The organism is Devosia sp. RR2S18, from assembly GCF_030177755.1.
In the GTDB taxonomy this organism is placed as follows: Bacteria; Pseudomonadota; Alphaproteobacteria; order Rhizobiales; family Devosiaceae; genus Devosia; species Devosia rhizosphaerae.
In genome coordinates, this window is record NZ_CP126539.1 from 3,602,975 (window position 1) to 3,627,039 (window position 24,065).

Annotated in this window: 28 protein-coding genes and 1 other RNA gene; 15 read left to right on the top strand and 14 right to left on the bottom strand. The window is 63.1% G+C overall.

Going from position 1 to position 24,065, the window contains the following annotated elements:
* Positions 1-86 precede the first annotated feature (86 nt).
* From QOV41_RS17810 to QOV41_RS17830, 5 genes are all read right to left on the bottom strand, one after another.
* Positions 87-1,361, bottom strand: a complete 1,275-nt coding sequence (locus QOV41_RS17810) for an L-fuconate dehydratase (protein ID WP_284578185.1) — start codon at positions 1,359-1,361, stop codon at positions 87-89.
* 59 nt (positions 1,362-1,420) lie between these two features.
* A complete protein-coding gene (locus tag QOV41_RS17815; protein WP_284578186.1) occupies positions 1,421-2,368 on the bottom strand; it encodes an ABC transporter substrate-binding protein in 948 nt (315 codons plus the stop codon).
* A gap of 87 nt (positions 2,369-2,455) precedes the next feature.
* Positions 2,456-3,454, bottom strand: a complete 999-nt coding sequence (locus QOV41_RS17820; RefSeq protein ID WP_284578187.1) for an ABC transporter permease — start codon at positions 3,452-3,454, stop codon at positions 2,456-2,458.
* A complete protein-coding gene (locus QOV41_RS17825; protein ID WP_284578188.1) occupies positions 3,451-4,977 on the bottom strand; it encodes a sugar ABC transporter ATP-binding protein in 1,527 nt (508 codons plus the stop codon). Before QOV41_RS17825 ends, QOV41_RS17820 begins: the two co-directional genes overlap by 4 nt.
* Positions 4,978-4,985: 8 nt before the next feature.
* Positions 4,986-5,735 carry an SDR family oxidoreductase gene (locus QOV41_RS17830; RefSeq protein WP_284578189.1) on the bottom strand — a complete coding sequence of 250 codons (750 nt, stop codon included), beginning with the start codon at positions 5,733-5,735 and terminating at the stop codon, positions 4,986-4,988.
* A gap of 146 nt (positions 5,736-5,881) precedes the next feature.
* Between QOV41_RS17830 and QOV41_RS17835 the strand changes: the two genes are divergently transcribed.
* The 4 genes from QOV41_RS17835 to QOV41_RS17850 all read left to right on the top strand — a co-directional run bounded on the left by QOV41_RS17835 (position 5,882) and on the right by QOV41_RS17850 (position 8,833).
* Positions 5,882-6,664 carry an IclR family transcriptional regulator gene (locus QOV41_RS17835; RefSeq protein ID WP_284578190.1) on the top strand — a complete coding sequence of 261 codons (783 nt, stop codon included), beginning with the start codon at positions 5,882-5,884 and terminating at the stop codon, positions 6,662-6,664.
* Positions 6,661-7,479 carry an amidohydrolase family protein gene (locus QOV41_RS17840; protein ID WP_284578191.1) on the top strand — a complete coding sequence of 273 codons (819 nt, stop codon included), beginning with the start codon at positions 6,661-6,663 and terminating at the stop codon, positions 7,477-7,479. The genes QOV41_RS17835 and QOV41_RS17840 overlap by 4 nt, the downstream gene beginning before the upstream one ends.
* Before the next feature lie 140 nt (positions 7,480-7,619).
* Positions 7,620-8,465 carry a sugar phosphate isomerase/epimerase family protein gene (locus QOV41_RS17845; RefSeq protein ID WP_284578192.1) on the top strand — a complete coding sequence of 282 codons (846 nt, stop codon included), beginning with the start codon at positions 7,620-7,622 and terminating at the stop codon, positions 8,463-8,465.
* A gap of 140 nt (positions 8,466-8,605) precedes the next feature.
* Positions 8,606-8,833: a hypothetical protein gene (locus tag QOV41_RS17850; RefSeq protein ID WP_284578193.1), complete on the top strand. Its 228-nt coding sequence runs from the start codon at positions 8,606-8,608 to the stop codon at positions 8,831-8,833.
* Positions 8,834-8,904: 71 nt separating this feature from the next.
* Here QOV41_RS17850 and QOV41_RS17855 read toward each other — a convergent pair whose 3' ends face one another.
* The 3 genes from QOV41_RS17855 to QOV41_RS17865 all read right to left on the bottom strand — a co-directional run bounded on the left by QOV41_RS17855 (position 8,905) and on the right by QOV41_RS17865 (position 12,729).
* Positions 8,905-10,293: an FAD-containing oxidoreductase gene (locus tag QOV41_RS17855; protein ID WP_284578194.1), complete on the bottom strand. Its 1,389-nt coding sequence runs from the start codon at positions 10,291-10,293 to the stop codon at positions 8,905-8,907.
* Positions 10,294-10,361: 68 nt separating this feature from the next.
* The gene (gene sthA, locus QOV41_RS17860) at positions 10,362-11,780 is read right to left on the bottom strand and encodes a Si-specific NAD(P)(+) transhydrogenase (protein WP_284578195.1); all 1,419 of its coding nucleotides are present in this window, start codon (positions 11,778-11,780) and stop codon (positions 10,362-10,364) included.
* Between the two features lie 88 nt (positions 11,781-11,868).
* Positions 11,869-12,729, bottom strand: coding sequence for an LOG family protein (locus tag QOV41_RS17865; protein ID WP_284578196.1), 861 nt, complete (start codon positions 12,727-12,729; stop codon positions 11,869-11,871).
* A gap of 100 nt (positions 12,730-12,829) precedes the next feature.
* On the opposite strand from QOV41_RS17865, the gene QOV41_RS17870 reads away from it, so the two are divergent.
* From QOV41_RS17870 to recR, 7 genes are all read left to right on the top strand, one after another.
* Positions 12,830-13,684 (top strand): DUF817 domain-containing protein, encoded by an 855-nt coding sequence (locus QOV41_RS17870; protein ID WP_284578197.1) that lies wholly within the window; start codon positions 12,830-12,832, stop codon positions 13,682-13,684.
* A 40-nt stretch (positions 13,685-13,724) separates the two neighbouring features.
* On the top strand, positions 13,725-13,979 hold the full coding sequence (locus tag QOV41_RS17875; RefSeq protein ID WP_284578198.1) for an AbrB/MazE/SpoVT family DNA-binding domain-containing protein: 255 nt from the start codon (positions 13,725-13,727) through the stop codon (positions 13,977-13,979).
* Positions 13,973-14,293, top strand: a complete 321-nt coding sequence (locus tag QOV41_RS17880; protein ID WP_284578199.1) for a type II toxin-antitoxin system PemK/MazF family toxin — start codon at positions 13,973-13,975, stop codon at positions 14,291-14,293. The genes QOV41_RS17875 and QOV41_RS17880 overlap by 7 nt, the downstream gene beginning before the upstream one ends.
* 40 nt (positions 14,294-14,333) lie before the next feature.
* Positions 14,334-14,429: signal recognition particle sRNA small type (ffs, locus tag QOV41_RS17885), an RNA gene on the top strand.
* Between the two features lie 64 nt (positions 14,430-14,493).
* Complete coding sequence (locus QOV41_RS17890; RefSeq protein ID WP_284578201.1) at positions 14,494-16,254, top strand: DNA polymerase III subunit gamma/tau; 1,761 nt, start codon at positions 14,494-14,496, stop codon at positions 16,252-16,254.
* On the top strand, positions 16,251-16,574 hold the full coding sequence (locus QOV41_RS17895) for a YbaB/EbfC family nucleoid-associated protein (RefSeq protein WP_284578202.1): 324 nt from the start codon (positions 16,251-16,253) through the stop codon (positions 16,572-16,574). Before QOV41_RS17890 ends, QOV41_RS17895 begins: the two co-directional genes overlap by 4 nt.
* Before the next feature lie 52 nt (positions 16,575-16,626).
* Positions 16,627-17,223, top strand: coding sequence for a recombination mediator RecR (recR, locus tag QOV41_RS17900; protein ID WP_284578203.1), 597 nt, complete (start codon positions 16,627-16,629; stop codon positions 17,221-17,223).
* A gap of 81 nt (positions 17,224-17,304) precedes the next feature.
* Here the strand turns inward: recR and QOV41_RS17905 are convergent, their stop codons facing one another.
* Positions 17,305-17,799 carry a hypothetical protein gene (locus QOV41_RS17905; RefSeq protein ID WP_284578205.1) on the bottom strand — a complete coding sequence of 165 codons (495 nt, stop codon included), beginning with the start codon at positions 17,797-17,799 and terminating at the stop codon, positions 17,305-17,307.
* Between the two features lie 119 nt (positions 17,800-17,918).
* Here QOV41_RS17905 and QOV41_RS17910 point away from each other — a divergent pair, with 119 nt between their 5' ends.
* Positions 17,919-18,134: a hypervirulence associated TUDOR domain-containing protein gene (locus QOV41_RS17910; protein WP_284578207.1), complete on the top strand. Its 216-nt coding sequence runs from the start codon at positions 17,919-17,921 to the stop codon at positions 18,132-18,134.
* On the opposite strand, the gene QOV41_RS17915 is transcribed toward QOV41_RS17910, so the two are convergent.
* Positions 18,131-18,505, bottom strand: coding sequence for a GFA family protein (locus QOV41_RS17915; RefSeq protein WP_284578209.1), 375 nt, complete (start codon positions 18,503-18,505; stop codon positions 18,131-18,133). The two genes, QOV41_RS17910 and QOV41_RS17915, sit on opposite strands and share 4 nt — an antisense overlap.
* 118 nt (positions 18,506-18,623) lie before the next feature.
* On the opposite strand from QOV41_RS17915, the gene def reads away from it, so the two are divergent.
* The 3 genes from def (at position 18,624) to truA (ending at position 20,947) form a co-directional block, all read left to right on the top strand.
* The gene (gene def, locus QOV41_RS17920) at positions 18,624-19,139 is read left to right on the top strand and encodes a peptide deformylase (RefSeq protein WP_284578210.1); all 516 of its coding nucleotides are present in this window, start codon (positions 18,624-18,626) and stop codon (positions 19,137-19,139) included.
* A 149-nt stretch (positions 19,140-19,288) separates the two neighbouring features.
* Complete coding sequence (fmt, locus tag QOV41_RS17925) at positions 19,289-20,209, top strand: methionyl-tRNA formyltransferase (RefSeq protein WP_284578211.1); 921 nt, start codon at positions 19,289-19,291, stop codon at positions 20,207-20,209.
* Positions 20,210-20,947: a tRNA pseudouridine(38-40) synthase TruA gene (gene truA, locus QOV41_RS17930; RefSeq protein WP_284578213.1), complete on the top strand. Its 738-nt coding sequence runs from the start codon at positions 20,210-20,212 to the stop codon at positions 20,945-20,947.
* Here the strand turns inward: truA and QOV41_RS17935 are convergent.
* From QOV41_RS17935 to dapD, 4 genes are read right to left on the bottom strand one after another with little or no spacing between them, the layout of a single operon-like run.
* The gene (locus QOV41_RS17935) at positions 20,944-21,507 is read right to left on the bottom strand and encodes a hypothetical protein (protein WP_284578214.1); all 564 of its coding nucleotides are present in this window, start codon (positions 21,505-21,507) and stop codon (positions 20,944-20,946) included. The genes truA and QOV41_RS17935 overlap by 4 nt on opposite strands.
* Before the next feature lie 13 nt (positions 21,508-21,520).
* Positions 21,521-22,060, bottom strand: coding sequence for a hypothetical protein (locus QOV41_RS17940; protein ID WP_284578216.1), 540 nt, complete (start codon positions 22,058-22,060; stop codon positions 21,521-21,523).
* Positions 22,057-23,208, bottom strand: a complete 1,152-nt coding sequence (dapE, locus tag QOV41_RS17945) for a succinyl-diaminopimelate desuccinylase (protein WP_284578218.1) — start codon at positions 23,206-23,208, stop codon at positions 22,057-22,059. The genes QOV41_RS17940 and dapE overlap by 4 nt, the downstream gene beginning before the upstream one ends.
* Positions 23,205-24,047 carry a 2,3,4,5-tetrahydropyridine-2,6-dicarboxylate N-succinyltransferase gene (gene dapD, locus QOV41_RS17950; protein WP_284578220.1) on the bottom strand — a complete coding sequence of 281 codons (843 nt, stop codon included), beginning with the start codon at positions 24,045-24,047 and terminating at the stop codon, positions 23,205-23,207. The genes dapE and dapD overlap by 4 nt, the downstream gene beginning before the upstream one ends.
* Between the last annotated feature and the right edge of the window lie 18 nt (positions 24,048-24,065).

The window sequence follows — 24,065 nt, forward strand, 5'->3', positions numbered from 1 at the left end:
GGGGGGTGAACGGGGTACCACCGAAATTCGACAGAGTGGAGCGACACCTCCCCCTCTCAGGGGGAGGCTGGGTAGGGGTCTCCCGCCTAGTGCTTGAACTGGTAGTCGCGGATTGTTTCCGGCTTCATCTGGATCGAAAAACCCGGCAGCCTGGGCGGCATGTAGGCTGCGTCTTCGATGACGCAAGGGTAGATAAAGTGCTCGTGCAGGTGATCGACATATTCGATCACCCGGCCCTCTTTCGTTCCTGACACCACAAGATAGTCGATCATCGAGAGGTGCTGCACATATTCGCATAGCCCCACCCCGCCGGCATGAGGCCAGACGGGCAGGTTGAACTTAGCGGCCATCAGGAGCACCGAAAGCACCTCGTTGAGTCCGCCGATGCGGCAGGCATCGATCTGGACGATGTCGATGGCGCCTTCGGTGATGAACTGCTTGAAGAGGATGCGGTTCTGGCACATTTCGCCGGTCGCCACCTTGATGGGGTGGATGGCGTTGCGGATGGTGCGGTGGCCCAGAACATCGTCGGGGCTGGTCGGCTCCTCGATGAAGAAGGGATTGAAGCGGCTGAGCGCCTTGACCCAATCGACGGCCTCATCCACTTCCCAGACCTGGTTGGCGTCGATCATCAGATAACGCTCCGGCCCCATGATAGCGCGGACGATTTCGAGGCGGCGGATGTCGTCGTCGAGGTCGCGGCCCACCTTCATCTTGATGTGGTCAAAGCCCGCTTCGACCGCCTCGGTGGCGAGCCGCGTCAGCTTTTCATTGCTGTAGCCCAGCCAGCCGGCCGAGGTGGTGTAGCACTGGTAGCCTTCCCGCTCGAGGGTAGCGATGCGCTCCGCCTTGCCCTCCTGGGCGCGGGTGAAGATGGCGAGCGCCTCGTCGGGCGTTAAGGCGTCGGTGAGATAACGGAAATCGATGATGGAAACGAGTTGCTCGGGTGTCATGTCGGCGACATAGCGCCAGACCGGCTTGCCGGCCTCCTTGGCGAGCAGGTCCCAGGCGGCGTTGACCACAGCGCCGGTCGCCAGATGCATGGCCCCCTTGTCCGGGCCGATCCAGCGCAGCTGGCTGTCGCCGGTCATGTGGCGCCAGAACCGGCCGGGGTCTTCGGCAATCCAGGCGGTATCGAGCCCAACGATGCGACCGCGCAGGGCTTCGATTGCGGCGACCACGACCTCGTTGCCGCGGCCGATGGTGAAAGTGAGGCCATGGCCTTCATGCTCTCCATCGGTCCGAAGGATGACATAGGCGGCCGAGTAATCCGGATCGGGGTTCATGGCGTCCGAACCATCAAGCGTCTGGGAGGTCGGAAAGCGCAGATCGAAAGTGGCGATATCGGTGATGGTCGTCATGAAAGCCCCGGGCGTGAAAAAGCCGGGCTGAACACGTCGTCCAGCCCGGCTCGTGGTTGTTAGTCGTAGAGAACGGCCGCGATCTCGGGGTCGTTCATGTTGGAAGCGTCGTAGTAGTAGAAGCCCGTGTCGATGACTTCGGGCAATTCTTCGCCGTTGAGCGCGCCGACGGCGGCCTTGACGGTCTCGTAGCCGATGCCGACCGGGTTCTGGGTAATGGCGCCGGCCATCAGACCGGACTCGACCATGCCCTTCTGAGCGGCGCCGGAGTCAAAGCCGATCACCACGACCTCGCTGCCCAGTTCCTGCTTGCCATTGGCAACGCCGATGGCCGAGCCTTCATTGGCACCGAAGATGCCGTCGAGCTCGGGATTGGCGAGTAGGATCGACTTGGTGATCTCGGTCGACTGCAACTGGTCGCCGCCGCCGTACTGGACCGTCACCACTTCGATGTTGGGATAGGCTTCTTCGATGCGGTTGACGAAGCCCTCGACGCGGTCGATGCCGGTGCGGCTGGTCTGGTCGTGCGCGACGACGGCGACCTGGCCTTCTTCGCCGATGAGCTCTGCCATCTTGTCGGCGGCGAGCGCTGCAGCGGCGACGTTGTCGGTGGTGGCGGTGCTGAGCGGAATGTCGCTCTCGACCCCGGAGTCAAAAGCGATGATCGGGATGCCGGCATCGTCAGCCTGCTGCAGCAGCGGGGTTGCGGCCTGCGAATCAAGCGCGGCAAAGCCGATGGCATCGGGCTGGCGCGAGAGTGCTGCGGCCAGCATGTCCATCTGGCGATCGACCTGCGACTCGCTCTCGGGGCCTTCGAAGGTGACGGTGACGCCGAGTTCTTCGGCAGCCTGATCGGCACCGGCCTTCACAGCCTGCCAGAACTGGTGCTGGAAACCCTTGGAGATGAGGGCGATGTCGTAGTTCTCCTGCGCAGAGACGGCGGTGCCGCCGGCGGTGAGGAGTGCGAGGGCGCTGATGGCGCCGAGCAGGGTACGTCTGGTAAGCATGGGGTCCTCCCTAGTGTGTAGGTCTTCGTATGGGCGGGGCTTGTTGCCCTCTTGTTGGCGCCGGTGAGGCGCAGTTTCGGTCGGCGCCTATAATGAGCGGCGCCGCAGGATATCGGCATAGACGGCCAGGATGATGATGGAGCCGGTCACCACCGTCTGCCATTCCTGAGCCACCGAAAGGATGCGCAGGCCATTAGCCAGCACGGAGATGATGAGCGCACCGATCAGCGTGCCCAGAATGGTGCCGCGACCGCCCGACAGCGAGGTGCCGCCGATAACCACGGCTGCGATGGCGTCGAGTTCATAACCCTGGCCCAGCGCCGGCTGTGCGGAGTTGAGGCGGCTGGCGATCAGGAGACCCGCCACGCCGACGATGCTGCCCGAGAGCGCATAGACGCCGATCTTCCAGCGGTCGACGTTGACACCAGACAGCCGGACAGCCTCTTCATTGCTGCCGAGCGCAAAGGTATAGCGGCCCAGCGCAGTCTTGCCGAGAATGAAGGCGGCGAGCAGCGCAACGGCAAAAAGGATCAGCACACCATTGGGCACCGGTACAGCCGGGATGATGGTGCCAACGATGGAGCCCTGCGCGATCTGGGTGAAGCCTGGGGTGTCGTTGAAATAGATGGGGCGGGTGCCCGAGATGACCAGCGACAGCCCTTTGAGGATCAGCATCATGCCCAGGGTGGCAATGAAGGGCGGCACCTTGAGTTTAGCAACGATACTGCCCGAGATCAGACCGCTGGTGGTCCCCGCAAGAATGGAGGCGAGGATGCCCAGCGGCAGCGGCAGACCCAGATAGGTCAACACCACGCCCGTGATCACCGCACAGAAGGTCATGAGCGTGCCGACCGAGAGATCGATGCCGCCGGTGATGATGACGAGCGTTGCGGCGATAGCCAGCACACCATTGACCGAGGTGGCCTGCAGGATTGCCAGCACGTTCTGCGTTTGCATGAAATTGGGAGACGCCAGGCTGAACACCAGGATCAGCGCGATCAAGCCGGAAAAGGCGAGGAGCTTATGGAAAGCACCCGAGACCTGGATGCCGTTGGGCTTGCCCGCGGGCGCTGCTGTGTCGGTCATGCCGTCCTCCGTTCCGTTTGCGTGGGCGCCATGGCACTTTCTCGCTGAGTGGCGAGCCGCATGATTTCTTGCTGGCTGGCGCCGCCCGGCAGAAAACCGGTGAGCCGGCCCTCACACATCACCGCGATGCGGTGGCTAAGGCGCAGCACCTCGGGGAGTTCAGAGGAGATCACGATGATCGCCTTCCCATCGGCCGCCAGATTGTTGAGCAGTTTGTAGATTTCAGACTTGGCGCCAACATCGATGCCGCGGGTCGGTTCATCGAAGATCAGGATGTCGCAGTCGCGCAGCAGCCATTTGGCAATGACGACCTTCTGCTGGTTGCCGCCCGACAGCAGCCGGGCTTCCTGCACGTCGCTCGGTGTCTTGATCGATAGCTGGCTGATATATTTCTTAGCCGTGTCACGCATGGCGCCGTCATCGATCAGGCCACCGGCGCGCATGAACTGGTTGAGGCTGGCCAGCGCGATATTGTTGCGGACATCAAGCCCGGTCGCGAGACCAAAGTGCTTCCGATCCTCGGAGAGATAGCCGATGCCGGCGGCGACTGCATCCTGCGGCGAGGAAATGCCGACCCGCTGCCCATGGACCCAGATCTCGCCTCCTTCACGGCGGTCGGCGCCAAAGATCGCGCGCGCTACCTCGGTCCGGCCAGCCCCCATGAGGCCAGCAAACCCGAGAATTTCCCCTTGGCGCACTGAAAAGCTGACATCGCGTATTTCGCGGCCACGACGGAGATTACGTACTTCGAGCGCGACGGGTGCATCAGCGAGATTGGGTATTTCGAGCCGCTCGGTGGTGAGGGTGCGACCAACCATCATGGAAATGATGGTCTCGATCGGGGTATCTGCCGCCGGCGCGGTGCCGACATATTCGCCATCCCGCATGACGGTGACGCGGTCCGAGATACGTTTGATCTCGTCCATCTTGTGGCTGATATAGACGATGCCAACGCCCTCTGCCTTGAGGCGGTTGATGATGGTGAAGAGCTCGGCGATTTCGGCATCATTGAGCGCCGCTGTCGGCTCATCCATGATGAGTACGCGGCTCTTGTAGGAAAGTGCCTTGGCGATCTCCACCATCTGCTGCTTGGCAATGGTGAGCGTCTCGACCTTGACCCGCGGATCGAGCTTCAGGTTCATGGAATCGAAGATTGCCTGCGTCTGGCGATTGAGCGCGCCTTCATCAAGGAGGAACCCACGGCGCGGCTCGCGACCGATAAAGATGTTCTGCGCCGCCGTCAGGTCGCGCATCAGCGCGAGTTCCTGGTGGATGATGCCGATGCCCATGTCCTGGGCCTCGCGCGGCGAGGTGATGTCCACTGGCTTGCCATCGAGGCGGACTACGCCGCCATCCTTGCCGTAGACGCCCGACAGGATCTTCATCAGCGTCGACTTGCCGGCGCCGTTCTCGCCCATCAGCGCATGGACCTCGCCCGGCAGCAGTTCGAAGCGCACCCTGCTTAGCGCCTTGACGCCGGGGAAGCTCTTGTCGATGTCGATCATTTCGACGAGCGGTGTCATGGGGTGCCTCAGATCGTCACGCCGCCATCGACCAGCATGGTCTGGCCGGAGACAAAGCGGGATTCGTCCGATAGGAGGAACACCACCATGGGCGCGATGTCCTCGACCGTGGCGAGGCGCCCCATCGGTTGGCGGGCGACGAAGTCCTTCTCGGCCTGCACCGGATCAGGTGAAGCGGCGATGCGGCCGCGCAGCGATGGCGTGTCCACTGTGCCCGGGCAGACGGCGTTTACCCGCAGCCCCTGTTTGACGAAATCGGCTGCCATGGCCTTAGTGAAACCAATCACCGCCGCCTTGGTGGTGCCGTAGAGCAGGCGGTTGGGAAAGCCCTTTATTGATCCTGCCATGGAGGCCATGTTGACCACACTGGCGCCGCCGGTCGCCTCAGCGCGTTCGAGCAGGCCCGGCAGCAGCGACTTGGTCACGCGGAACATGGAGCGGACGTTGAGATCAAAGCTGAAGTCCCAATCGGCATCGGTGACGTCGCGAATGGTCCCATTGTGCACGAAACCAACGCAATTGAAGATGCCGTCGAACGGGACTTGGCTGGCGGCGAAACTCTCCACCGCAGCTGCGTCAGTAACGTCGAGTTGCACCGTCGTGATGTTCGGGTTTTCCCCGGCGAGGCTAGCGAGGGTATCCCGATTGACGTCCGTTGCGACGACTTCGGCGCCTTCCGCGGCACAGGCCAAAGCACTGGCGCGACCGATGCCTTGACCAGCAGCCGAAACAAAGACGCGCTTACCCGAAAGCCGCATATTTCCTCCCATCGCAGTCTTGGCGCTGCGCATATACGAACAGTCTATTCACAAATGAACTAGGCTGTCCACGCCTAACATGTCAGTATGCGCCAAACCGGACTGACCGGAGGTCGGCAGATTGCGGCAGGGGAGCAGCGGATCGAATGATCGGTGACGAGGTGGAGCGCTATCGCGCCCCGGCGCTGGACAAGGGTCTGGATATTCTCGAACTGCTCGCGGGCAGTGATAACGGGCTCAGCCAGGCCGAAATTGCCAAGGCGCTCGACCGCTCGCCCAACGAGATCTACCGCATGCTCGACCGGCTAGTCCGGCGGGATTATGTGCGCCGCACCCCAGAGGATCGCTACGAAATCACCCTCAAGCTGTTCGAGCTGGCGCATCGCAAGCCGCCACTGCACCGGCTGATCAGCCAGGCGACACCGGTGATGCGGACCTTCGCTCTCAAAAGCGAACAGGCGGTTCACCTCGTGGTGCAGGACCGCAATATCCTTGTCGTCGTGGCCCAGGTGGATGGGCCGGGCTACTGGAACGTTTCGATCCGGGTGGGCTCCCGTATCAGTCTCGTCAACACCGGCTCCGGCCATGTTTTCCTTGCCTTCGCCACGCCGGAAGAGCGGCTGCTAATGCTAGAGGAGCAGGATTTCGGTAGCCCTGAGACGATGCCGCGGGAGCTCGAAAGCCGACTGGGCGCGGTTCGCGCGCAGGGCTATGAGGCCATGCCAAGCGCCCAGGTGCCGGGCGTCTCCAACCTCTCGGTGCCGATCCTGGGCCCACTCGGGACGGTGATCGCCGTTCTGACCTGCCCGTTTACCCAGCGCCTCGACACGGAAGCCGCACCCGATTTCCAGACTTCGCTGGAATTGCTGCGCCAAGCAGGGCACGAGATTTCACAGCGGGCACCCGCAGCCGTCGAGGAGAGAACATGAAAATCATCGATACTCACCTCCACCTCATCTATCGGGGTCGCTTCTCCTATCCTTGGATTGCCGGGAAGCCGCTCGACCGCGACTGGACTGCCGAGCAGTACTGGGCGGAAGCCACCAGTCTGGGCATCGAAGCGGCGCTGCATATGGAGGTAGACGTCGCCGAAAAGGACATGCAGGCGGAAACCGAGTTCGTGCTGGAGCTGCCGCAGGTCGTGGGGGCGATTGCCGCGTGCCGGCCGGAGAGTGCTGATTTTCCTCGGCATCTGGAGCGGGTCGCGGCGATGCCGAGCGTAAAAGGATTGCGCCGCATTCTGCATGAGGTACCCGATGAGGTCAGCCAGCCAGAGCTGTTCGCGGAGAACATCCGCCGCTTGGCCGAGCATGATCTCAGCTTTGATCTCTGCCTTCGGGCCGATCAACTGCACCTGGGACCAGCGCTCGCCAAGAAGGCCCCCGAGGTGCGGTTTATCCTTGATCATTGCGGCAATCCCGATGTCGCCCACGATAGGCTGGACCCTTGGCGGGAGGACATCAAGTGCTTGGCAGAGCTCCCCAATGTGAGCGTCAAGATGTCGGGGATCGTCACCAATGCGCGGGCCGATTGGACGGTGGAGACCATCCGCCCCTATGTCGAACATCTGATCGAAAGCTTTGGCTGGGACCGAGTGGTGTGGGGTTCGGACCATCCGGTGGTAACCCTTAATGGGTCGCTGACGCGGTGGGTGGATGCCTCACTTGAGCTGGTGAGAGGGGCCAGTGCGGACGAGCAGGCGCAGCTCTTTCATCGTAATGCAACAAGGATTTACCGGATCTGAGCGCGGTTCCGTCAGCGAAGATGAAGGGATTCTGAACGCATTTTGCGCTGTGCACGGCGCGTTTTGTCGCCTTGCTGCGGACAACCTGCCGGTCCAGACTGTCTCTCAACAAGAACGAAACAAGAGTCCGGGAAGAGACAATGGCCACCATCAGTGCCGACCGCATCGCCGTATCCACCTGGTCGCTCCACCGCCTCCTGGGCACCACCTATCCGCACGATCTGACCACTCTGGACGTGGGACCGGAGGATGCGACCTACGGGGAGGGCGAGGAATCGCTGCTGGGCCTGCCTTCGGTGCTGGCCAATCACGGCTACCATCGGCTGGAAATCGTCTCCTTCCACCTGCGCAGCCGCGACCCGGTCTATTTGGGAGAACTCCGCGACCAGCTCCGGGTCGCCAATGTGCGACTGCAGACCTTTCTCGTTGATGCCGGCGATATCAGCCATCCCGAGCATGGGGCGCGCGACACGGCCTGGGTCGCCAGCTGGCTGGAAGTCGCCCGGGAACTGGGGGCCGAGAATGCGCGCATCATCGCCGGCAAGCAGAAGCCGACGCGCGATGCACTGGATCGCTCGGTCAAGGCGCTGACGGCGCTGAGCGACGCTAATGCAGGCTCCTCGATGCGGCTGGTTACCGAGAACTGGTTCGACCTCCTAGCCGAACCGGCCCATGTACACTTCCTGCTCGACAAGCTCGACGGCCGGATCGGCCTTCTCGGCGATTTCGGCAATTGGAGCGGCCCCAACAAATATCCTGACCTGCAGTCGATCTTCGGGCGGGCGGAGCTCTGCCACGCCAAGGCACAGTTCATCGACGGGCAGCTCGATGCGGGAGATTACGGCCGCTGCGTCAGGCTTGCCGAAGCGACGGGCTATAGCGGCCCCTATACGCTGATCTTCGACAGCGAAAGCCATGGCGAATGGCATGGCCTTGGCATGGAGCGGGACTTCATCACGTCGCTCGAGCTCGATAGCGCGTCGTAGCAGGCCAGATGATCACGCGCTGGCCGAGAATATCAACCGTACCTACGGTTTAGCTGCGCCCGCCGTTAGTGTTAACAAAGTGTTTCGATTTCCTCTGGTGCTCAGTGGGGTATCTTCTCCGTGAGCCAAGGAGGTGGACCATGGACTGGCAGATCATTGCGATGGCAGCGCTCAGCCTAAGCGCTTTGCTTGGGTTCTTTGCCCTTGGGCCAGAGCCGCGCCAGCCGGCCAAGGCGCCGAGCCGTAGGAGAGATAGCGCGGCTATAGCACCGCATCGCGCCGCACCGGCGACTGCTGCCTCGCAGGGCTTGCCGGCAGACCCGGAGATCTCCGCCCGCTTTGCCCGCGCGCTCCAAGCGCTGCAGTAGGATCTGGCAGCCCCCTTCCTTACCCTCACCGCGAGAGGGAGGGTAAGGAGAATATGGTGCCAGGTGGGAGCCTACTGCTTGTCGTCGAGCGGCTGGAGATTAGCGAAGAGGCTGGGCAGGAGTTCGGTCACCGTTGGGTGGATGAACATGGTGTTGGTGAGCGTGGTGTAGGGCAGATCGCCCGTCATCAGCAGCAACATGGATTGCACTACCTCGTCGGCCTGGATGCCCAGGAGCGAGGCCCCGAGGATGCGCTTGGTGTCGGCGTCGACCAGCACCTTCATCAGGCCCTCGGTTTCGCCGCGCTCACGAGCGCGCGCCACCTTGCTCATGGGCATAGTGGCTGAGAGCACCTGCCTGCCCGACTGGCGCGCCTCGGCCTCGTTCATGCCGATGCGGCCGAGCGGTGGGTCGATATAGAGGGCGTAGACCGGGACCCGGCCGCCGATGGAGCGGCTACCGCCCTCGATCACATTGTCGGCGACAGTCTCGAAGTCGTTGTAGGAGGTATGGGTGAAGGCGCCGCGGCCGTTGACGTCCCCCATGGCCCAGATGCCATCGATCTTGGTACGAAGATGATCATCGACGGGGATATAGCCGTGTTTGTCGGGCTCGAGGCCGGCGGCAGCCAGATTGAGTTCGGCCGTGTTGGGCTTGCGACCCAACGCGATCAACAGGTGTGAACCCTCCACCGAAGCTCTCCGCTCCCCCGTCTTGAGCGACAGCAGCTGGCCATTTCCGGCGCGAGCGACCGCTTCAACCGTCGTGTTGAAGAGGAAGCTAACACCCTCGGCTTCGCAGATCTTGCGCACGGCCGCCGAAATGTCCTCATCCTCCCGGCTGGCGGGGCGTGAGCCGCGGTCGATGACGGTAACCTTGGAGCCGAAGCGGGCATACATCTGCGCAAATTCCAGCCCCACATAGCTGGCGCCGATGATGATCAGATGGCTTGGTAAGACATCAAGCTCGAGAATGGAGCTGTTGGTGAGGTAGGATACCCGATCGAGGCCTGGCCAGTCGGGGATCATCGGGCTGGCGCCGGTATTGATGAAAATCTGGGGTGCGGTGAGCGTGCGGCCATTCACCGTCACTTCGGTGGGCGAGACGAAGCTGCCAGAGCCCTTGATGTATTCGAGCGTCTCAAGTCCGCCGATCCACTCGTGGAGGCTCTTGACCGAAGCGCCGACCACCTTGTCCTTGCGCGCCATCACCGCCTTCATGTCGACGGTGACCGTTCCCTTGATGCCGACGCCGTAGTCACCGGCACGCCGCGCCATCCAAGCCGCGCGGGCGCTGGCCACCAGCGTCTTGGTGGGCGTGCAGCCATCATTGACGCAGGTACCGCCAAGATGCTCGCGCTCGATCAGCGCGACCTTCTTGTTGGCGCTCGCCAGCTTGGCTCCAAGAAACGGGCCGGATTGGCCCGCACCGATGATGATGGCGTCGACGTGTTCGCTCATGAGGTTCTTGTTCCGCAACGCAGCGATCCTACGCCTTGCCGGCGCCAGGACGCCAGTGGGTCCTGTGCTTACGCATGACCTTGCGCGATAGGCGTCTGGTGCGGCATGCGGTTCCAGGCGTCGAGCGCGGCGATCTTGTAGGCTTCGGCAAGGGTGGGATAGTTGAAGGCGTTCTCGACGAAATAATCGAGCGTGCCGCCGAGGTTGAGCACCGCCTGGCCGATATGGACCAGTTCGGTCGCCCCTTCGCCAACGATATGGACGCCGAGGAGCTTTCGCGTCTCAAGCGAGAAGATCATCTTCATCATGCCCGACTGCAGCCCCATGATGTGGCCGCGCGACGTCTCCCGGAAGCGGGCGACGCCGCTCTCATAGGGAACTCCCTGCTCGCGCACTTCGGCTTCGGTCAGCCCGACCGTAGAAATTTCGGGCACTGCATAGATGCCATAGGGGAAGAACTCGGGTGCCGGCGGCATGGCGGCGCCGCAGGCGTGGAGGGCGGCGATGCGCCCCTGCTCCATGGAGGTGGAGGCTAGCGAGGGCCAGCCGATGACGTCACCGGTGGCATAGATGTTGCGGATTTCGGTCTGAAAGGTCAGCGGATCGACCTTGAGCCGGCCGCGGGCGTCGGGCACCACGCCACAGCAATCGAGACCCAGATCGGCCGTGGCCCCGACCCGGCCAGCGGCATAGAGCAGCATGTCGGAGCGCAACTGGCGGCCATCGGCAAGGATGGCATTGGGGTGGCCATCTTCGTCGAGTTCGACCTTGTCGACGCGGGCGCCCAGGCGCAACGTGACACCGCGCTGGCGCAGTTCCGAAATGAATTCCTCGATGATCTCGCGATCAATGAAATCGAGGATGGTTTCGCGCGGCTCGACGATGGTAACGGGCACATCGAGCGCCGAATAAATGGTGGCATATTCAATGCCGATAACGCCAGCACCTACCACAGTGAGGCTGCGCGGCACTCGCGGCTCCTCGGCAACGCTGTCGCTGTCGAGCACGGAATGGCTGTTGAAGGGGATATGAGGCGGCCGATAGGGCGCGGTGCCCACGGCAATCACGGCATGGTCGAAGCCGAAGGTGTGCTCTTCGCCCTCATGATCGGTGACGCAGATGCGCTTGGCGTCGAGAAACCGCGCCTTGCCGCCGAAGGTCTTGACGCCATTGCGGGCGAATTGGTGCTCGAGCACCTCGATTTCATAATCCAGCGTCTTTTTGAGGCGGACGCCGAGATCCTTGCCCTGGATGTCCTTCTTGACCCGGTAGGAGAGCCCATAAAAGCCCCGCTCGCGCCAGCCGGAGAGGTTGAGCACCGTCTCGCGCAGCGTTTTGGAGGGAATGGTGCCGGTATGCACGGACACGCCACCCAAGCGCAGGCGGTTCTCCACCACGAGCACCGACTTGCCGAGCTTGGCTGCCTGCACGGCGGCGCGACGTCCGGCAGGGCCACTGCCGATGACCACCATTTCATAGTGCTGCACGGATGCTACTCCTGTTTGAGGAAGATCAAGGGGGCCAGCGCGCGGCAAAGGCGGGTCTGGTGAGATAATGAGGGAGCAGGCCGCCGGTTCAATCGCCCAGGAACACGTCCTCGGTGGGCTCAAGTCCATAGAAGCGACAGACCACGTCCCAGCCTTCCTCAGCACTATCGACCACGGTGAAGAGCTCGGGGTCATCAGGAGCAATGGTGCCGGCATCGGCCAGCGCCTGAAAATCGATGACCTTGCCCCAGAAATCAGCGCCGAACAGCAACACCGGCACCCGGTCCATGCGGCCGGTCTGGATCAGCGTCAGCGCTTCGAAGAACTCGTCCAGCGTGCCGAAGCCGCCCGGGAAGACGGCAATGGCCTTGGCGCGCATCAGGAAGTGGATCTTGCGGGTGGCGAAATAGTGGAAATTAAACGAGAGGTCGGGGGTGACGAAGCTGTTGGGGGCCTGCTCGTGCGGCAGCACGATATTGAGCCCGATAGACGGTGCGCACACATCGGCGGCACCGCGATTGCCCGCCTCCATGACACCGGGACCACCGCCGGTGGTGACGACGAACTCCTTGTAGTCGAGCATCTTGGCTGTCTCGGAGGCAAGGCGCGCGAAGCGGCGGGCCTCCTCGTAGTAGCGGGCGGAATTTTCGAGATTGGCTTTCTGCGTCTCGTTCTTGGCCGCCCAGGCCGGCTTTCCCGGCTCGGGAATGCGGGCACCACCAAACAGCACCACGGTGGAATTGATGCCGCGCTCGCGCAGGTGGAATTCGGGCTTGAGATATTCGAGTTGGAAGCGGACGCCGCGAATATCCTCGGAAGTGAGGAAATCATCGTCGGCAAAGGCCAGCTTATAGGTGGGGGATTCGGTCTGCGGGGTCTGCGGGGCGCGCTTGGAGGCGGCAATATCTTCAACGGACGTACGCAGGGATGTCGGGCGGCGTCTGGCCACGGGGCACTCTCACTTGTATGGGAGGCCGTACGGGGACGGCCACAATTCGGCGCTCTTGGAAAGGGCATAAACAGCCGCACCTCTGGGGGCAAGGGCGGGCATGGCAATTCGGTTCACCAGCGTCGAGGCGGAGATCGACCGGGCCGCGCATCGCGTGCTCGCGCGACTGCCGCGCGGACGGGTCGCCGACGGCGTGGTGGAGTTCATCGTCTTCGGGCTTAAGCAGGCCTGGGCATGCCTATTTGGCGGGTTGATGCTAGCCATGATCCTCCTGACGCGCCTCTGGTGGCCCGAGCTGGGCCTCAACCGCTACGACTTCTGGTTCCTCGCGGCGCTGGCGATCCAACTGGGCATGATTGCGTTCCGGCTGGAGACGTTGGAAGAGGCGCGGGTCATCCTCATCTTCCATCTGGTCGGGACGGGCATGGAAGTGTTCAAGACCGCCGTTGGTTCCTGGGTCTATCCCGAAGCAGCGCTGCTGCGCATCGGTGGCGTGCCGCTATTTTCCGGGTTCATGTATGCCTGTGTCGGCAGCTACATGGCGCGCACGCAGCGCATTTTCGACGTCACCTTCTCGCGTTACCCCCCGGTGTGGATGACGGCGATCCTTGCGGTCGCGGTCTACATCAACTTCTTCAGCCACCACTATATCTACGACTTCCGCTGGGTGCTGTTCGGCGCAACTGCCCTGCTCTATTGGCGCACCACCATGCATTATCGAGTGTTCCGCTTCAGGCATCGCATGCCGATCCTGCTGGCGTTTCTTCTTGTGGCGGTCTTTATCTGGATTGCGGAGAACATCGGCACCTGGTCGCGGGCCTGGATCTATCCGGGCCAGGAAGACAGTTGGTCGTTGGTTAGCTGGAGCAAGCTGGGCTCCTGGTACCTCTTGATGTTGATCTCGGTTGTGCTGGTGACGCTGGTGCATCCACCGCGCGAGCACCGCTTGTTATAACGATGTTGTAACGAACAACGTCCGGGGCTAGATTGTCACCATGGAAACGGCAGTCAAAAAAATCGGCAATTCAGCCGGCGTGGTCATTCCCAAGCCCATGCTGCAGGAGATTGGCGCGGGCGCAGGCGACAAGGTCGATTTGAGCGTAGTCGACGGCAAAATCGTCATCGAACCGTTGCGCAAGTCTGTTCGGGAAGGCTGGGCGGAAGACGCTGCGCGTCTGGCTGCGCTGGGCGATGATGAACTGGTTTGGCCCGAGTTCGCGAATGACGCGGATGAGGACTGGACTTGGTAGCTCGCGGGGAGGTCTGGCTGACCAAGCTTGACCCGACCGTTGGGGCCGAGATCCAAAAGACCCGTCCGGTAGTCGTTGTCTCTCCCGACGACATCAATCGACACCTGCGGCTGGCGACCGTGGCTCCTTTGACTTCGGGCAGCAGGCTTACGCGCTTTCGGGTCGCTACCGCGTTCCAGGGTAAGGACGGGCTGCTGTTGCTGGACCAGTTGCGCTCGGTGGACCACGCTAAATTTGTGCGGCGCCTCGGCACCATTGATCCCCAAACCTTGCATCACGCGCTCGCGGTATTGCGCGACCTCTTCGCAGAGTGAGGCCTTGCGTTCGGGCCCATAAATTCGCATATAGCCCCTCGGGAGGTTGGCGCGGACGTGTTCCTCGCCAACCGGGTCAGGTCCGGAAGGAAGCAGCCCCAACGAGATCCTCACGGGTCGTTGCCAGCCTCCTACCACGCCCTATGATGATCGGATGATCACAGGCAGATTCCCGATAAACCAGAGGATGGAAGGGCAGGATGGCTGACGCTGCGACCTCGCCCTATTTGGTGCTCGCCCGCAAATACCGCCCGCGCGATTTCACGACGCTGGTCGGACAGGATGCGATGGTGCAGACGCTGGACAATGCGTTCAAGCAGAACCGCATCCACCATGCCTTTATCCTGACCGGGGTGCGCGGCGTGGGCAAGACCACCACCGCGCGCATTCTGGCGCGGGCCTTCAACTATGAAGACGCCGCTGGCCGCCGGCCGACCCTCGATCTCAGCGTGGAAGGCGAGCATTGCCGCGCCATCATCGAGGGGCGCCATGTCGACGTGGTCGAGATGGACGCCGCGTCCAATACCGGCATTGGCGACATCCGCGAGATCATCGACTCGGTGAAGTATGGACCGGTGTCGGCGCCCTACAAGGTCTACGTGATCGACGAGGTGCATATGCTCTCGACGGCGGCCTTCAACGGACTGCTGAAGACGCTCGAAGAGCCGCCGCCCTATGTGAAGTTCATCTTTGCCACCACCGAGATCCGCAAGGTGCCGGTGACAATCCTGTCGCGCTGCATGCGGTTCGATCTGCGACGCATCACGCCCGAGGTGATGACGGCTTATCTCGAATCCATCCTCAATCAGGAAGGCATCGGCTTCGAGCCCGAGGCGCTGGCGATGATCGTTCGGGCGGGCGAAGGCTCGGCGCGGGACAATCTCTCCCTCCTCGACCAGGCGATTGCGCACGGCAATGGCATGGTGACCGCTGCAACGGTCAAGGCGATGCTGGGCCTGGGTGACCGGGCCCGGGTGATCGATCTCTTTGAGGACGTGATGGGCGGGCGCATCGCGGATGGGCTGACCACGCTGAAGGCGCTCTACGACATGGGCGCCGATCCACAGACGCTGCTCGCCGATCTCGCCGAATTCACGCATCTGGTGACGCGCATCAAGGTGGTGCCGGCGGCGGCCGATGATCTGTCGCTGACGCCCGACGAGCGGACGCGCGGCGCCGATCTTGCCGGCAAGCTAGCCATGCGCGCCCTGACACGCGCCTGGCAGATCCTCTTCAAGGGCCATGAGGAAGTCGCCCGCGCCAGCAATGCGCTGCAGGCGGCAGAGATGACGCTGATCCGGCTGGCCTATGCTGCCGACCTCCCCAGCCCCGACGAATTGATCGCCAAGCTCTCCAACCAGCCGGCTCCCGCGCCGGCGCTGCCCCCATCAGCCCAGCCCAGCCGCTCTTTGCCCAGCGGCAATGGCGGAGCCAGCGGGGGCGGCGGTGGCAATGCCTTGCGGATCGAATCGTCGCAGCCGGAGCCGGTGAACGCCGTTGCGCCGCAACCTGATGCACCACAGGCCCAGGCGGCGCTGGCGACCGTTTCGAGCTACAAGGAATTGATTGCGTTGGCCACGGCCAAGCGCGACGTTCTGGTAAAGCTGGCGCTTGAAGGCTCGATGCGGCCGGTCTCGTTCGAGCAGGGCCGTATCGAGGTGGTCCTCACCGAGGGCGTGGACCCCGGCATAATCGGCACTCTCTCAGCGCGCCTCCAGGCCTGGACCGGACAGCGCTGGCTGGTCACCGTTTCGACCAAGGCGCCCGAGGGGCTGACCTTGCGGCAAGAAAAAGAACAGCGGCAGCAGGCGGCAACCGCCGCCGCGCATGACGACCCGCTGGTGAAGGCCATTCTGGAAACCTGGCCGGGCGCCAAGGTTGTCAATGTCACCGTGCGGGACGACCCCGCCACACCCGAAACCGAGCTACCCCCGCCACCACCCGAGGAGGACGACGAATGAAAGACATCATGGGCATGATGAAGGCCGCCAACGAGATGAAAGACAAGATGGAGGCCATGCAGGCCGAGCTTGCCGAGCTCGTGGTGGAAGGCCGCTCCGGTGGCGGCATGGTGACCGTGTCGCTGAGCGGCAAGGGCGACATGAAGGGCCTCAAGATCGACCCCAGCCTGTTCAAGGATGACGATGTCGAGGTGCTCGAGGACCTGATCATCGCCGCGCATAACGACGCCAAATCGCGCAGCGAGGAGGAAATGCAGAAGAAGATGGCCGAAGTGACCTCCGGCCTGCCCATTCCGCCGGGCATGAAGTTCCCGTTCTAGGACTGACCCGCACGGGAGGGCTCCGCCACTAAAATACCGATGAGTTCCTGAGATGCCATCCGGCGGACCCGAGATTGAACAGCTGATTCAGCTAATGGCCCGCCTGCCGGGCCTGGGGCCGCGCTCGGCCCGCCGTGCCGTGCTGCAGCTGATCAAGAAAAAGGATCAGCTGATGATCCCGTTGTCGGCGGCGCTCGACCGGGCCGTGGCCGCGGTGCGCACCTGCGAGGTGTGCGGCAATGTCGATACGATCAGCCCCTGCTCGATCTGCTCGGACCCGCGCCGAGGCGAGAGCGGCATGCTGATCGTGGTGGAAGACGTGGCCGATCTCTGGGCGCTGGAACGTGCCGGAGTCGGCGCCGTAAAATACCATGTGCTGGGGGGCGTGTTATCGCCGCTCGATGGCGTGGGCCCGGACGATCTCAGCATCGATGCCCTAGTCGGGCGCGCTGGCGCGTTCAAGGAAATCGTCTTGGCGATCAACGCCACGGTGGAAGGGCAGACCACGGCGCACTTTGTCACCGACCGGCTGGGCGGGATGGAGCTCAAGGTCACCCGCTTGGCGCATGGCGTACCGGTAGGGGGCGAGCTGGATTATCTCGACGAGGGAACGCTGAGCCAGGCGTTGCGCGCGCGAACGGTTATTTAGGCGCTTCGATCATGCTTGGCGAGCCCCCTTACTTACCCTCCCCCCCGAGGGGGAGGGTGGATGATGACTTGCTAGCCTAGATTACTGCACGCCCTTTTCGGGGCGGAAGTCGTCGCCTTCGTCCCATTCGGCGACGTCAAGCGGGCCGAGATCATCGTTCTCCCCTTCGCCTTCGTTCTCGTCGCCCTCAATGGCGTGACGGGTGTCCTCGTCGTCGGGCGAGAGGGCGTCCAGCCGTTCGTTGGGGTCCACGTTCAGGGTCGGGGCGAGCTCGCCATAGGTCTCGGTCTCGTCCGAATTGGCGATCATGGCGCTGAGCTCATCGATGGCACGGTCGATTTCAGACAGAGCCGCGGCGGGATCCTGACCGCCCCAGTCACCGCTTTCCCGCATGGCTGCGTCGTCGCGCAACTCCCGCAGCTTGGCCAAGCGTGCATGGGCGGAGCGATCGTCGCCGTAAAGCAGGTCCTCGATCTCGTCGAGCGTATAGGTTTCCTGCAGATTGGTGCCATCAGCAGCGTCGAAGGTGGTATCGCGCGTGACCAGCGGATCATGCGTATCGCGGTGTTGAGCCATTTGGGTCTCCGGCTTCCTTTGTTGTCTTGAGCACCTAACGCCCCGCCCCTGCTCTGGTTCGCCGCGCGGAACGAACGTGATCGCCCATCGCTTATCCCGGCCAAAGCAAGGAGGTCGGCATGGGCGGATTTCGTAAAGGCTCGAAGGTCAGCTGGAACTGGGCGGGCAGCAAGGCGCACGGCAAAATCGTTGAACGCTTCACCAGCCGGGTCACCCGCACCATCAAGGGCACCGAAGTGGTGCGAGAGGCCAGCCAAAAGGAGCCCGCCTATCTGATCGAGCAGGCTCATGGCGACAAGGTGCTCAAGAGCCGAAGCGAACTCAGCCGCGACTAGGGATCCTGCCGGTGCTGACTGGCACCAACCACAGGCACCAGCCAAGGCTCACGCCGCTTGATCCAGCCTTCGCGGGTGGGCAGGAACGCGGCCGGTACCTCATCGAGCGAGCCGAGCACGATCTCTGCATGATCCTCACTGAGATGAAAGACCGGGCTGCCGCAGATCGAGCAAAAGCTACGGCCCTCCCAGGTGGAGAATTCGCCAGTCTGCGTAAAGCGGTCTAGTGGCCAGTCGGCGTAATAGAGGAAGGTCGATCCGGTCTCACGCCGACAATCGGCGCAGTGGCAGAGCCCAGTTGTCTGCGGCTCGCCACGCACCTCGTAGCGCACCGCACCGCACCGGCAACCACCTTGATGAATTTCTTCCATCGCCATTCTCCTTGGGGCGAGAAACGACAGCAGCAGAGTGCGGTTCCGGCGGCGCAGTTGACCCAGGGGCGAGAAAATACCATATCGTGGGCAATCCTAATCCCGCTGGAATTTTCTCATGGCCGTTCGCCCAATTCTCGTCATTCCCGATGCAAGGCTGCGCGCCGTTGCCGACCCCGTGCAAGGCGTCGATGACGAGATCAAGACGCTGGCCCAGGACATGCTCGACACTATGTATGATGCGCCCGGCATTGGGCTGGCCGCGCCGCAGATCGGCGTGATGAAGCGCGTAGTGGTGATGGATCTGGCCGGCGAGGACGAAAAGCCTGAGCCGATGGTGCTGATCAATCCCGAGATCACCAAGTTCGGCGACGAGATGCAGGTGACCGAGGAGGGGTGCCTGTCCATCCCTGAGCTATTCTACGAGGTCGAGCGCCCCAATGCGGTGACAGTGAAATATACCGACCTCGATGGCAATGAGGTGGAGAAGGCGGCCGAGGGCAAGCTGGCGGTGTGCATCCAGCATGAGCTCGATCACCTCGATGGCGTGCTCTATATCGACTATCTCAGCCGCCTCAAGCGCGACCGGGTGCTCAAGAAATTCGAAAAGGCCGCCAAGCGCGCCGCTGGCTAGCTCGTCATCACTACCCTTCTTCCCTTGTGGGAGAAAGTGGCTCGCGCAGCGAGACGGATGGGGGGTCCGCATTTGCTGCATCGCCCCTCACCCGCCTTCGGGCACCCTCTCCCGCCCAGGGAAGAGGGCAGGATTGGAAGTGACTGCAAATGCGCGTCGTCTTCATGGGTACGCCCGAATTTTCCGTCCCCACCCTGACCGAGATCGTCTCGTCCGGCCATGAGGTCGTCGCCTGCTATACTCGGGCGCCCAAGCCGGCGGGACGCGGCCAGGCCGAGCGCAAGTCGCCGGTGCACGAAGCTGCCGAAGGGTTCGGCATCCCCGTTTTCACCCCGCGATCGCTCAAGGGCGAGGCCGAGCAAATCATCTTTGCCAGCCACGATGCCGATGTTGCCGTGGTGGTGGCCTATGGCCTCTTGCTGCCCAAGCCGATCCTCGAAGCGCCGCAGCTGGGGTGCCTCAATCTGCATGGTTCGCTCCTGCCACGCTGGCGGGGGGCCGCGCCGATCCAGCGCGCGGTGATGGCGGGCGATGCGCAGACCGGCGTCATGGTCATGCAGATGGAGGAAGGGCTCGACACCGGCCCGGTTGCTGTGGGTGAGGTGATCCCCATCGGACCGGAGATGACCGCCGGCGAGTTGCACGACCAGATGATGCGGGTGGGTGCCGATCTCATAGGCCGGGCACTGGCGGCATTGGAACGAGGCAGTCTTGATTTCACACCCCAGCCCGATGACGGCGCTGTCTACGCCAGGAAGATCGAAAAAGCGGAAAGCCGCATCGATTGGTCGCGCACGGCCGCCGAGGTGCACAACCATATTCGTGGGCTCTCCCCCTTTCCCGGCGCGTGGTTCGAGATCGAGCTCGGGGGCAAACCGGTGCGGGTCAAGGCGCTACGCTCGAGCCTCGCCGAAGGTAGCGGAATGCCCGGTGCGCTCCTGCGCGATCTCACCATTGCCTGCGGCAATGGCGCCGTGCGGCTGACGCAGGTGCAGCGCGAGGGCAAGTCTGCCATGGATGCGGCAACCTTCCTGCGTGGCGCGGGGCCCCTGCCCAGCGTCGTCAGCTAGATGCCGCGCTACAAGCTCACCCTTGAATATGACGGAACTCCGTTCTGCGGCTGGCAGCGGCAGGCCGATCGCCTGAGCGTGCAGGAGGCGCTGGAAATCGCCATTGAAGCCATGAGCGGCGAGGCGGTGACCACGCAGGCCGCCGGTCGCACCGATGCCGGTGTCCACGCGCTAGGGCAGGTGGTGCATTTCGAACTGTCCAAGGAATGGGACCCGTTCCGCATCCGCGAGGCCCTCAACTATCATCTGCGACCACAGCTGGTGGCAGTGACCGCGGCCGAGGCTGTAGGGGAGGAGTTCGAAGCGCGGTTTTCGGCCGTAGCGCGGCATTACGAGTACCGCATCCTGACGCGCCGGGCGCCGCCAGTGATCGAACGCAACCATGTCTGGCATGTGCCCAAAAAGCTCGATGCAGATGCAATGGATTATGCGGCGAGCCTGATCCTGGGCCGGCATGATTTCACCACCTTTCGCTCGTCCGAGTGCCAGGCCAATTCGCCCGAGCGAACGCTTGATGCTTTTGCGGTGCGGGCCGAGCCCGAGCACATCATCGTCACGGCCAGCGCGCGCAGTTTCCTCCACCATCAAGTGCGCTCCATGGTGGGATCGCTGAAGCTGGTGGGCGAAGGCAAGTGGAAGCCCCGCGACTTTCGCGCGGCTCTGGACGCTCGCGACCGGCGTCGTTGCGGTCCGATGGCGCCTTCGACGGGGCTATATCTGACGCAGGTGGACTATTAGGCGACGGCTGGCGGCCCGAGCAGGACCGCCACGATGCCCAGCGCCAGAAAGACGCCTACGGCCTGCGATACAAAGAGCAGCGCGATTTGCAGCGGGCTCAGCGTGACAATAAAGCGTCCCACATTGATGAAGGTCGTGATCGCCATCACCATGACCACCACCAGAATGACAATGCCCGCCGGCCCTAATAGAGTCGAGAGCAGCAGCAGAATGGCAGAGACGAAGGTCACCCAGTTCGACGCCACCAGATAAGGGACGAAACCGTCCTGCCGCCCCATCTGGCGCAGCACGATCCAGGCCATGGCGAGTTGCGCGACGAACAGGACGGCGTTGACGATGATCGACTGCGTCGCCGCGCCAGGAGGCAAAGGGACGCCGATAAGCAGAGGCCCGAAGCCGGCGAGGCCAACGGCAAAGACCACCCCGATCAGGCTGCCAACAAGGCCGCGCTGGCTGAAATCGAAATAGGAAGGCGCGTCGCGCTTGCCCACGAGCAGGGCAACGACCCCTCGCGCTGCCGTCGACATTTCCTCAAAGAAGCTGGCATTGGGCGTGGGCAAGGCAGGTCTCGGATCAGCTCGGCGCCGGAAGTGCGCTCGAGAGCATGTAGAGCCCAAGGCGCATGGCGACAAGCAGGACTACGGTTAAAACTGCAAAGGCGGCCGCCACGCCGACGCTCCAGCCGCGCGCTAATCGGGTAAGGCGGAACAGAAAATAGCCGAGGGCGAGCCAGGACAGCATCACCACCGGACCGAACATGGCGAGGAACCCCTCGACCAGGAGGAAGGCGGTGAGTGCGTAGACGCCGGGCACCAGAACCGGCAGGAGCGGCTCGTCGCGCTTAAGCATAGAGCGGGTGAGTTGGAGCGCGAAGAACAGCGCCGCGATTGGGATTGCCAGCACCAGCATGGCCATGATGACGCCTGGGAGGCTCGGCATGCCGATGCTCATGGAGGCGAAGCCAACAGCCAGAAAGGCGGCAAAGGCGAAGATGGCGAGTGCGGTGGTGAGGCCTGCTGCCGTGAGGGAGAAGTAGGCGCGCCAACCCTCCTCGCCACGCAGGATCAGCAGCCACCCGCGGGCAGCGCTGGCGAGTGCTGCCCAAAGCTTCATGGCCGAGCTCCACCGAAGAAGCTCATGATAAAGGTGCGATAGATATCGGTGAGCCCGTGCAGATCATCGAGGGCGATGTGCTCGTCGGCCTTGTGCATGGAAGGGCCGACCAAGCCGCATTCCACCACCGGCCCATATTGAGCGATGAAGCGGGCGTCCGAGGTGCCGCCGCCCGTCGAGGTCTGGGGCTTGCTGCCGGTGACCTGGGCAATGGCGCTTGTTAGCGTCGCCACATCATCGCTCAGCGGCGAGAGAAAGGAACGGGAGGGCGCGCCGGAGCGGGCGTAGGTGATCCTGGTACCCGCAGGATCGACACTGGCGATGCGTTCCGCGATCCACTCCTCCAGCGCCTCGGGCGTCCACAGATCGTTGTAGCGGATATTGAACCGCAGCGTGCCGCTGGCGGGGATCACATTGCCGGTGGGATTGCCGACATCGATGGAGGTGACTTCGAGATTGGTCGCCGGGAAATGCTCGGTGCCCTGATCGATCGAGGAGGTCAGCGCGGTGACGACGGCTGCGAGCGTCGGCAGCGGGTTATTGGCCCGCTCGGGATAGGCAACGTGGCCTTGCGTGCCAGTGACTTTGATCGTGCCCGACAGGGAGCCTCGGCGGCCGATCTTGATGCTGTCGCCCAGCACGCTGGCAGAGCTGGGTTCGCCGACAATAGCGAAATCGAAATGGTGTTGATGCTCCTGCGCCCACGCCATGAGCTTGTCGGTGCCATTGATCGCATCGGCTTCCTCGTCATTGGTGATGGCAAGGAGAATGGTGCCGGCGTCCGCGGGGATATCAGCCGCGGCGGCGACAAAGGCGGCAATGCCCGATTTCATGTCGGCGGCGCCGCGCCCGTAGAGCTTGCCATCGTCCTCGCGTGGGGTGAATGGATCGCCGGTCCAGTTCGCCAGATCACCCGGCGGCACCACATCGGTATGCCCGGCAAACAGGAGACGGCGGCCGCCCGAGCCGCGGACGGCAAAGATGTTGTCGACCGGATAGGACTTGTCGCCTTCAAAGCGCAGGCGATGGACGGTGAAGCCCAGCGTCTCGAGCTCCGTCCCGAGCAGGCTGAGCACGCCGGCCTCCTCGGGCGTGACCGAGGGACAGGCAATCAGGCGCTTGAGGAGGGCGACGGGATCGATGGTCAATCGCGGAGCAGTTCGTTAATGCCGGTCTTGGAGCGGGTCTGCGCATCCACCGTCTTGACGATCACGGCGCAGTAAAGATTTGGGCCGGGCTGGCCATTGGGCAGCGGCTTGCCGGGAAGGCTGCCTGAAACCACCACGGAGTACGGTGGGACCTTGCCGATGTGAACTTCGCCAGTGTTGCGGTCGACGATCTTGGTCGAAGCGCCAATGAAGACACCCATGGAGATAACCGAGCCCTCGCCCACCACCACGCCTTCGACGACCTCGGAACGAGCGCCGATAAAACAATTGTCCTCGATGATCACCGGCCCGGCCTGCAACGGCTCGAGCACGCCGCCAATGCCAACGCCACCAGAGATATGGACGTTCTTGCCGATCTGCGCGCAGGAGCCGACGGTCGCCCAAGTGTCCACCATCACGCCGTCATCCACATAGGCGCCGACATTGACGAAACTCGGCATGAGGACAACGTTGCGGCCGATATGGGCCGGCCGCCGCACCACGGCCCCGGGGACGGCGCGGAAGCCGGCCTCGCGGAACCGGTTCTCGCCCCAGCCCACGAACTTGGTGGGCACCTTGTCCCAGAAGGAGGAGCCGCCCGGCGCGCCTTCGATCAGCTTGTTGTCGTTGAGGCGGAAGCTCAGCAAAACGGCCTTTTTGAGCCATTGGTTGACCTGCCAGGCGCCGTCACGCTTTTCGGCCACGCGCAGGGCGCCACTGTCGAGCAGGTTCAGCGCCTCGGCCACCGCCTCGCGCACCGCGCCCTGCGTGCCCGAACTCACCTCGGCGCGAGCCTCCCAAGCGGCGTCAATGGTCTGGGCGAGATCGGCGTGGGACATGAGAGGTTCCAGTGTTCG

Bases quoted from the DNA above. Each gene is read 5' to 3' on its own strand.
- QOV41_RS17810 (WP_284578185.1), bottom strand. From the start codon at position 1,361: ATGACGACCATCACCGATATCGCCACTTTCGATCTGCGCTTTCCGACC.
- recR (WP_284578203.1), top strand. From the start codon at position 16,627: ATGCCATCCGGCGGACCCGAGATTGAACAGCTGATTCAGCTAATGGCC.
- QOV41_RS17895 (WP_284578202.1), top strand. From the start codon at position 16,251: ATGAAAGACATCATGGGCATGATGAAGGCCGCCAACGAGATGAAAGAC.
- QOV41_RS17845 (WP_284578192.1), top strand. From the start codon at position 7,620: ATGGCCACCATCAGTGCCGACCGCATCGCCGTATCCACCTGGTCGCTC.
- QOV41_RS17875 (WP_284578198.1), top strand. From the start codon at position 13,725: ATGGAAACGGCAGTCAAAAAAATCGGCAATTCAGCCGGCGTGGTCATT.
- QOV41_RS17835 (WP_284578190.1), top strand. From the start codon at position 5,882: ATGATCGGTGACGAGGTGGAGCGCTATCGCGCCCCGGCGCTGGACAAG.
- QOV41_RS17825 (WP_284578188.1), bottom strand. From the start codon at position 4,977: ATGACACCGCTCGTCGAAATGATCGACATCGACAAGAGCTTCCCCGGC.
- QOV41_RS17870 (WP_284578197.1), top strand. From the start codon at position 12,830: ATGGCAATTCGGTTCACCAGCGTCGAGGCGGAGATCGACCGGGCCGCG.
- QOV41_RS17905 (WP_284578205.1), bottom strand. From the start codon at position 17,799: ATGGCTCAACACCGCGATACGCATGATCCGCTGGTCACGCGCGATACC.
- QOV41_RS17855 (WP_284578194.1), bottom strand. From the start codon at position 10,293: ATGAGCGAACACGTCGACGCCATCATCATCGGTGCGGGCCAATCCGGC.
- QOV41_RS17815 (WP_284578186.1), bottom strand. From the start codon at position 2,368: ATGCTTACCAGACGTACCCTGCTCGGCGCCATCAGCGCCCTCGCACTC.
- QOV41_RS17840 (WP_284578191.1), top strand. From the start codon at position 6,661: ATGAAAATCATCGATACTCACCTCCACCTCATCTATCGGGGTCGCTTC.
- QOV41_RS17830 (WP_284578189.1), bottom strand. From the start codon at position 5,735: ATGCGGCTTTCGGGTAAGCGCGTCTTTGTTTCGGCTGCTGGTCAAGGC.
- QOV41_RS17820 (WP_284578187.1), bottom strand. From the start codon at position 3,454: ATGACCGACACAGCAGCGCCCGCGGGCAAGCCCAACGGCATCCAGGTC.
- QOV41_RS17910 (WP_284578207.1), top strand. From the start codon at position 17,919: ATGGGCGGATTTCGTAAAGGCTCGAAGGTCAGCTGGAACTGGGCGGGC.
- QOV41_RS17850 (WP_284578193.1), top strand. From the start codon at position 8,606: ATGGACTGGCAGATCATTGCGATGGCAGCGCTCAGCCTAAGCGCTTTG.
- fmt (WP_284578211.1), top strand. From the start codon at position 19,289: ATGCGCGTCGTCTTCATGGGTACGCCCGAATTTTCCGTCCCCACCCTG.
- QOV41_RS17940 (WP_284578216.1), bottom strand. From the start codon at position 22,060: ATGAAGCTTTGGGCAGCACTCGCCAGCGCTGCCCGCGGGTGGCTGCTG.
- dapD (WP_284578220.1), bottom strand. From the start codon at position 24,047: ATGTCCCACGCCGATCTCGCCCAGACCATTGACGCCGCTTGGGAGGCT.
- QOV41_RS17915 (WP_284578209.1), bottom strand. From the start codon at position 18,505: ATGGAAGAAATTCATCAAGGTGGTTGCCGGTGCGGTGCGGTGCGCTAC.
- QOV41_RS17890 (WP_284578201.1), top strand. From the start codon at position 14,494: ATGGCTGACGCTGCGACCTCGCCCTATTTGGTGCTCGCCCGCAAATAC.
- truA (WP_284578213.1), top strand. From the start codon at position 20,210: ATGCCGCGCTACAAGCTCACCCTTGAATATGACGGAACTCCGTTCTGC.
- def (WP_284578210.1), top strand. From the start codon at position 18,624: ATGGCCGTTCGCCCAATTCTCGTCATTCCCGATGCAAGGCTGCGCGCC.